Genomic DNA, 5,483 nt, shown 5'->3' with positions numbered 1-5,483 from the left:
GCGTTCGTGCGTGCGTGAAGCGGCCTGGCCCGCGTCGGCCGCCGCCCCGCGTCCTAGAAGGCCCGACTGCGTACGTGCAGGTGGCCCTTGCGCCGGTGGAGGGGGTGCGGTGGCAGTTCCCGGGCGAAGGGGAAGCCCGCGCGGGCCGCGACCCGGCAGGAGCCCACGTTGTCGATGCCGTGGTAGAGCTCCAGCTCCTTCAGGCCGTACTCCGCGAACGACCACTCCGCCAGCGCCGACACCGCCCGTGACGCCACTCCACGCCCCCGCATCCGCCCCGCCGTCCAGTAGCCGACCTCCGCCGTCGGCGACCCCGGCTCCGGGCGCTTGAGGACGGCTTGGCCGACCACCTCGGCCGGGTCCGCCGTCAGCACCGCGAACGCCAGCCTCGTGCCCTCCGCCCAGCACCGGGCCTCCTCTTCCAGCCATGCCACCGCGTCCTCCTCGGAGGCGACCCGGATGCTGACCTCGCTCATGTCGGAGGTGCGGCAGATCTCGGTGAGTGCGGCGGCGTCCGTGGCGCGCCAGGGGCGCAGCGTCAACCCGTCGGCGTACAGGGTGGGACAGGTGGTCTTCATGCGGCCACCGTACGAGCCGCGGTACCGGGGGTTCCGGTGCGGGGCGGCGGCAGGCACTCTGAGGGCAGTGGCAGAGGCAGCCACCGGCGATCCCGGAGGGCATCGAAATGGGCTCGGGAGATGTGGGCACAGGCGTGCAAACGTGGTGGTTCGACTCCGGGCGGGTCTGCCTGGATCTCCTCGCGACCCATGCGAAGGGCGAGGAACTCATCGCAGGGGAGGGGGAGTTGGCTGCTTGGCTCCGTGGGGCGGGGCTGGTGCCCGCCGGTACCCCGCTCGTCGCCGTGAACGACGGGTGGGTGCGTGCGTTTCAGCAACTGCGCTCGCTGGTCGCCGAGTTGATCGAGAAGGGCTGTCCCGACACCGCCCTCGACCCCCTCAACTCCCTTGCCTACGTGTCTCCTCCGGCCCCTCGCGCCGTCCGCGTTCCGGACGGTTCGCTCGCGTACGTCCTCGCCGCCGAGCCCCGCTGCGAACAGCTCCTCGCCGCCGTCGCCCGGGACGCCGTGGGCCTGCTCACCGACCCCGTCGCCCGCGCCGCCCTGCGCCGCTGCGAGGGCGACAACTGCCGTCGCCTGTACCTCGACGCGTCCCGCGGGCGCCGCCGCCGCTGGTGCTCCAGCGAGGTCTGCGGCAACCGGGAGCGGGTCGCCCGCCACCGCCGCCGCGCAGCCGTCGCCGCGCAGGCGTGAGGGGCGTGCCGGGACGTCGTACGGAAAGATCTTGCGCCCCCGTTGAGTCGCGTGCACCCGCCCGCCCGTACTCCACGTCGAGGAAATCCGAGAGGGTCTCGACCGGGAGGTTCAGGTGCGCGAGGATGCGGCCGTGGCCGATGACCGTCCGCAACGCCGGGCACGGCATCGCAGCGCGAGGAGTGCAGGAAGCGCCGAGAAGGAGATCAACTCACCAGCTCCTGAAGAGGAGTTGATGCGCTCGCTCTACCGCGAACATGCCGGCCCACTGCTCGCCTTCGTGCTGCGTCTCGTCGCCGGTGACCGCCAGCGCGCCGAGGACGTCGTACAGGAGACGCTCATCCGTGCCTGGAAGAACGCCGGTTCGCTCAACCGGGCGACCGGCTCCGTCCGCCCCTGGCTGGTGACGGTCGCACGCCGGATCGTCATCGACAACCACCGCAGCCGGCAGGCCCGGCCGGTGGAGGTCGATCCGTCGCCGCTGGAGGTCATGCCCGCGGAGGACGAGATCGACAAGGCGTTGTGGCTGATGACTCTCGGCGATGCGCTCGACGACCTGACGCCCGCCCACCGGGAAGCGCTCGTCGAGACCTACTTCAAGGGACGTACGGTCGGCGAGGCGGCCGAGGTCCTCGGCGTGCCCAGCGGGACCGTCAGGTCCCGGGTCTTCTACGCGCTCCGCTCGATGAAGCTGGCGCTTGAGGAACGAGGAGTGACGGCATGAGCGCACCGGAGAGGGGCAGCGCACAGGAGAACGAGTCCGTCCACGACGCCGTCGCCGCGTACTCCCTCGGCATTCTGGACGAGGCCGAAACCACCGCCTTCGAGGCGCACCTGGCCGGCTGCGACTTCTGCGCCGCCCAGCTCGACGACTTCGCGGGCCTGGAACCGATGCTCGCCGCGCTGGCCGAACCACCGGGCCCGCCGAGGGAGTCGACGCCTCCGAGCCCCGCACTCCTCGAAGGACTCATCGACGAGGTCGCCGCCCAGCGGGACCTGCGTGCCCGCCGCAGGCGACGCGGTCTGTACCTGGTCGCGGCAGCGGCGGCGGTGGTGATCGGCGGTTCGGGCGCGGTCGTCGTCGCGGCGGCGAACAACGACCCGGGGCCCGTGCGGGCGCTCCCCGACCCGCATCCCACCGGCCCCGCCGAGGACGCCTTCTTCCACCACATGGAGGAGAAGCGGGAGGCCACCGACCCGGTCACCCGGGTCAGCGCCGTCGTCGGCACCGAGAAGAAGGGCTGGGGCACCCACGCCGTCCTGGAGCTCAAGAACGTCAAGGGCCCCCTCAAGTGCAGCCTGATCGCCGTCTCGAAGAAGGGCGAGGAGGAGGTCGTGTCCAGCTGGTCCGTCCCCAAGTGGGGGTACGGCATCCCGGACAGCCCGAACAAATGGGCCAAGAACCCGCTGTACGTCCACGGGGGCGCGGCCATGGCCCGCAACGACATCGACCACTTCGAGGTCCGCACCTTCGACGGCAAACGGCTCGTGAAGGTCGACGTCTGAGCCGCCGTCCGTGGCTCCCGCTCCCCTCCCGCGCCCCTCCCGCGCGACTTCCGGCGCTTACGAAAAGTCGACGCCTGACATAACGGTCCCCTTCGCGTACGGTTGACGGCTGCCCAGTGCACGTCAGAAGGGGGCCTCGGTGGCCGCGCAGGATGCCGCTGTCGATTCGGTCCGCGACCGAGAAATCGGCGTGGAACAGGATCATCTGGATCAGGTGTACCGCCGTCTTGAGGAGAAGATCCACGAGGCCGAGTTCCTGATGAACGACGCCGCTCAGCGGGGTCAGGTCGGCACGCCCGGCGCACTCGCCGAGCGCGACGCGCAGGTCTTCCGGGCGGGGGTGCACCTCAACCGTCTCAACAACGAGTTCGAGGACTTCCTCTTCGGCCGGATCGACCTGCTGTACGGAAAGGACGGCAAGAAGGGCCCCGACGGGGCGTTCACGTCCATCGAGCCGGCCGACGACGCCGTGCGCGACGACCTCACCGCCGACATCGGTGAGACGCTCCACATCGGCCGCATCGGAGTCCTCGACTCCGACTACGCGCCGCTGGTGATCGACTGGCGCGCGCCCGCCGCCGCGCCGTTCTACCGCTCCACGCCCAAGGACCCGGGCCGGGTCGTACGCCGCCGGGTCATCCGGTCCAAGGGCCGCAGGGTCCTCGGGGTCGAGGACGACCTGATGCGGCCCGAGCTGAGTGCCCACCTCGGTGGCGCGAAGCTGGCCGTGATCGGGGACGGCGCGCTGATGGCCGCCCTCGGGCAGGCCCGCAGCCACACCATGCGCGACATCGTGTCCTCCATCCAGGCCGAGCAGGACCTGGTCATCCGGGCCCCCGCCGCCTCGGTGACGGAGGTCGCGGGCGGTCCCGGCACCGGCAAGACGGCCGTGGCCCTGCACCGCGCCGCGTACCTCCTCTACCAGGACCGCCGCCGGTACGCGGGCGGCATCCTGATCGTCTCGCCGACCCCGCTGCTCGTCTCGTACACCGAAGGCGTCCTGCCGTCCCTCGGCGAGGAGGGCCAGGTGGCGATCCGTGCGCTCGGCTCGCTCGTCGACGGCGCCGAGGCGACCACGTACGACGAACCGAACATCGCCCGCATCAAGGGCTCCTCACGGATGCTGAAGGTGCTGCGGAAGGTGGCGCGCGGGGCCCTGGAGGACCCTGTGACGGCCGAAGTCCAGGAGACGGAGGGTCAGCTCTCGTTCGGCGGCTTCGACGAGCCGGAGGAGGACGGGGCGAAGCCCGCCGTCCGCACCGACCTCCTGCGCGTCGTCGTCTTCGGCGCCCGCCTGGAGCTGGAGGCGAACGACCTCCAGCGCATCCGCAACAACGTCCTCGGTGGCACCGCCCCCGTCAACCTGCTGCGTCCGCGCGCCCGCAAGCTCCTGCTGGACGCCCTCTGGTCCAAGTCGGGCGGCCGGGGCCGGCACACCGACCCGGAACTCGCCGCCGAGCTCCGCTCGTCCTTCGACGACGACGTGGCGTCCGAGGACTCCTTCCTGGCCTTCCTCGACGCCTGGTGGCCGGAACTCACCCCCCGCGGGGTGCTCGCCGCCATGTCCGACGAGAAGCGCCTGGCCCGGTGGGCCCGCCGCATCCTCAACCCGCGCGAGGTCCGCCAGCTGGCCCGCTCGCTGCGCCGCGACGAGCTGTCCGTGCACGACGTGGCCCTCCTCGACGAGCTCCAGCTCCTCCTCGGCACCCCCGCGAAGCCCAAGAAGAAGCGCGAGTACGACCCGCTGGACGCGCTGACCGGCCTCGAAGAGCTGATGCCGCACCGCGAGGAGACCCAGTGGGAGCGCGCCGAGCGGCTCGCGGCGGAGCGCACCGAGTACGCGCACGTCATCGTCGACGAGGCGCAGGACCTCACGCCGATGCAGTGGCGGATGGTCGGCCGGCGCGGACGCACCGCGACCTGGACGATCGTCGGCGACGCCGCCCAGTCCTCCTGGACCGACCCCCAGGAGGCCGCCGAGGCGCGCGACGAGGCGCTGGGCGCGCGCCCGCGCCGGAAGTTCGAGCTGACGGTCAACTACCGCAACCCGGCGGAGATCGCGGAGCTGGCGGCGAAGGTGCTGGCCCTCGCCGCACCGGACATGCGCTCCCCGCGCGCGGTGCGCTCGACGGGTGTCGTGCCGAGGTTCGTCCCGGGCCAGGACGACCTTGAGGCTTCCGTACGGGACGAGGCGCGCCTCCTCCTGGAGCAGGTGGACGGCACCGTCGGTGTCGTCGTCGCCATGAACCGGCGTGCGCAGGCCCGGCGTTGGCTCGCCGAGCTCGGCGACCGGGTGGTCGCGCTGGGCAGCCTGGAGGCCAAGGGGCTGGAGTACGACGCGACGGTGGTGGTGTCCCCCGCGGAGATCGCCGAGGAGTCCCCGGCCGGGCTGCGGGTGCTGTACGTGGCGCTGACGCGGGCGACGCAGCAGCTCACCGTGGTCTCGGGGAAGCGGGACGCCCCTGGTGCGGACGGGGTTCCGGCGCTGCTGCGGGACTGATTTCGAGTCGACCCGCCACGGGGCCGTCATTCCTGGGGGAGGAGGGGTAGTTCCGGGGAGGGTTTGTTAGTCTCGAATGTGACACCGGCTCGATCCAAGCCCCCGGGCCCAACCTTAGTCGCTTCGAGCGACCACTTGCCGCGAGGCGAGCATGGCGGGTCGGTGTCACTCACACGTTGAGCAAGAGGTCCGGAGCGCTCCCAGGAG

Annotated in this window: 5 protein-coding genes; 4 read left to right on the top strand and 1 reads right to left on the bottom strand. The window is 71.7% G+C overall.

The window, feature by feature from the left end:
* Positions 1 to 53: 53 nt before the first annotated feature.
* A complete protein-coding gene (locus ACWGIG_RS36455; protein WP_453326010.1) occupies positions 54 to 578 on the bottom strand; it encodes a GNAT family N-acetyltransferase in 525 nt (174 codons plus the stop codon).
* Positions 579 to 685: 107 nt separating this feature from the next.
* On the opposite strand from ACWGIG_RS36455, the gene ACWGIG_RS36450 reads away from it, so the two are divergent.
* The 4 genes from ACWGIG_RS36450 (at position 686) to ACWGIG_RS36435 (ending at position 5,276) form a co-directional block, all read left to right on the top strand.
* Positions 686 to 1,270, top strand: coding sequence for a CGNR zinc finger domain-containing protein (locus ACWGIG_RS36450; protein ID WP_453326009.1), 585 nt, complete (start codon positions 686 to 688; stop codon positions 1,268 to 1,270).
* A 115-nt stretch (positions 1,271 to 1,385) separates the two neighbouring features.
* Positions 1,386 to 1,994 (top strand): sigma-70 family RNA polymerase sigma factor, encoded by a 609-nt coding sequence (locus ACWGIG_RS36445; protein WP_453326008.1) that lies wholly within the window; start codon positions 1,386 to 1,388, stop codon positions 1,992 to 1,994.
* Positions 1,991 to 2,776, top strand: a complete 786-nt coding sequence (locus ACWGIG_RS36440) for an anti-sigma factor family protein (RefSeq protein WP_453326007.1) — start codon at positions 1,991 to 1,993, stop codon at positions 2,774 to 2,776. Before ACWGIG_RS36445 ends, ACWGIG_RS36440 begins: the two co-directional genes overlap by 4 nt.
* Positions 2,777 to 2,915: 139 nt before the next feature.
* Entirely contained in the window at positions 2,916 to 5,276 is a 2,361-nt protein-coding gene (locus ACWGIG_RS36435; RefSeq protein ID WP_453326006.1) for a HelD family protein, read from the top strand.
* The last annotated feature ends 207 nt before the right edge of the window (positions 5,277 to 5,483 follow it).

The organism is Streptomyces sp. NPDC054863 (assembly GCF_053610825.1).
This window is presented reverse-complemented; position numbering and strand designations above follow the sequence as displayed.

Coding starts and splice junctions, on each gene's coding strand:
- ACWGIG_RS36455 (WP_453326010.1), bottom strand. CDS start 578: ATGAAGACCACCTGTCCCACCCTGTACGCCGACGGGTTGACGCTGCGC.
- ACWGIG_RS36450 (WP_453326009.1), top strand. CDS start 686: ATGGGCTCGGGAGATGTGGGCACAGGCGTGCAAACGTGGTGGTTCGAC.
- ACWGIG_RS36440 (WP_453326007.1), top strand. CDS start 1,991: ATGAGCGCACCGGAGAGGGGCAGCGCACAGGAGAACGAGTCCGTCCAC.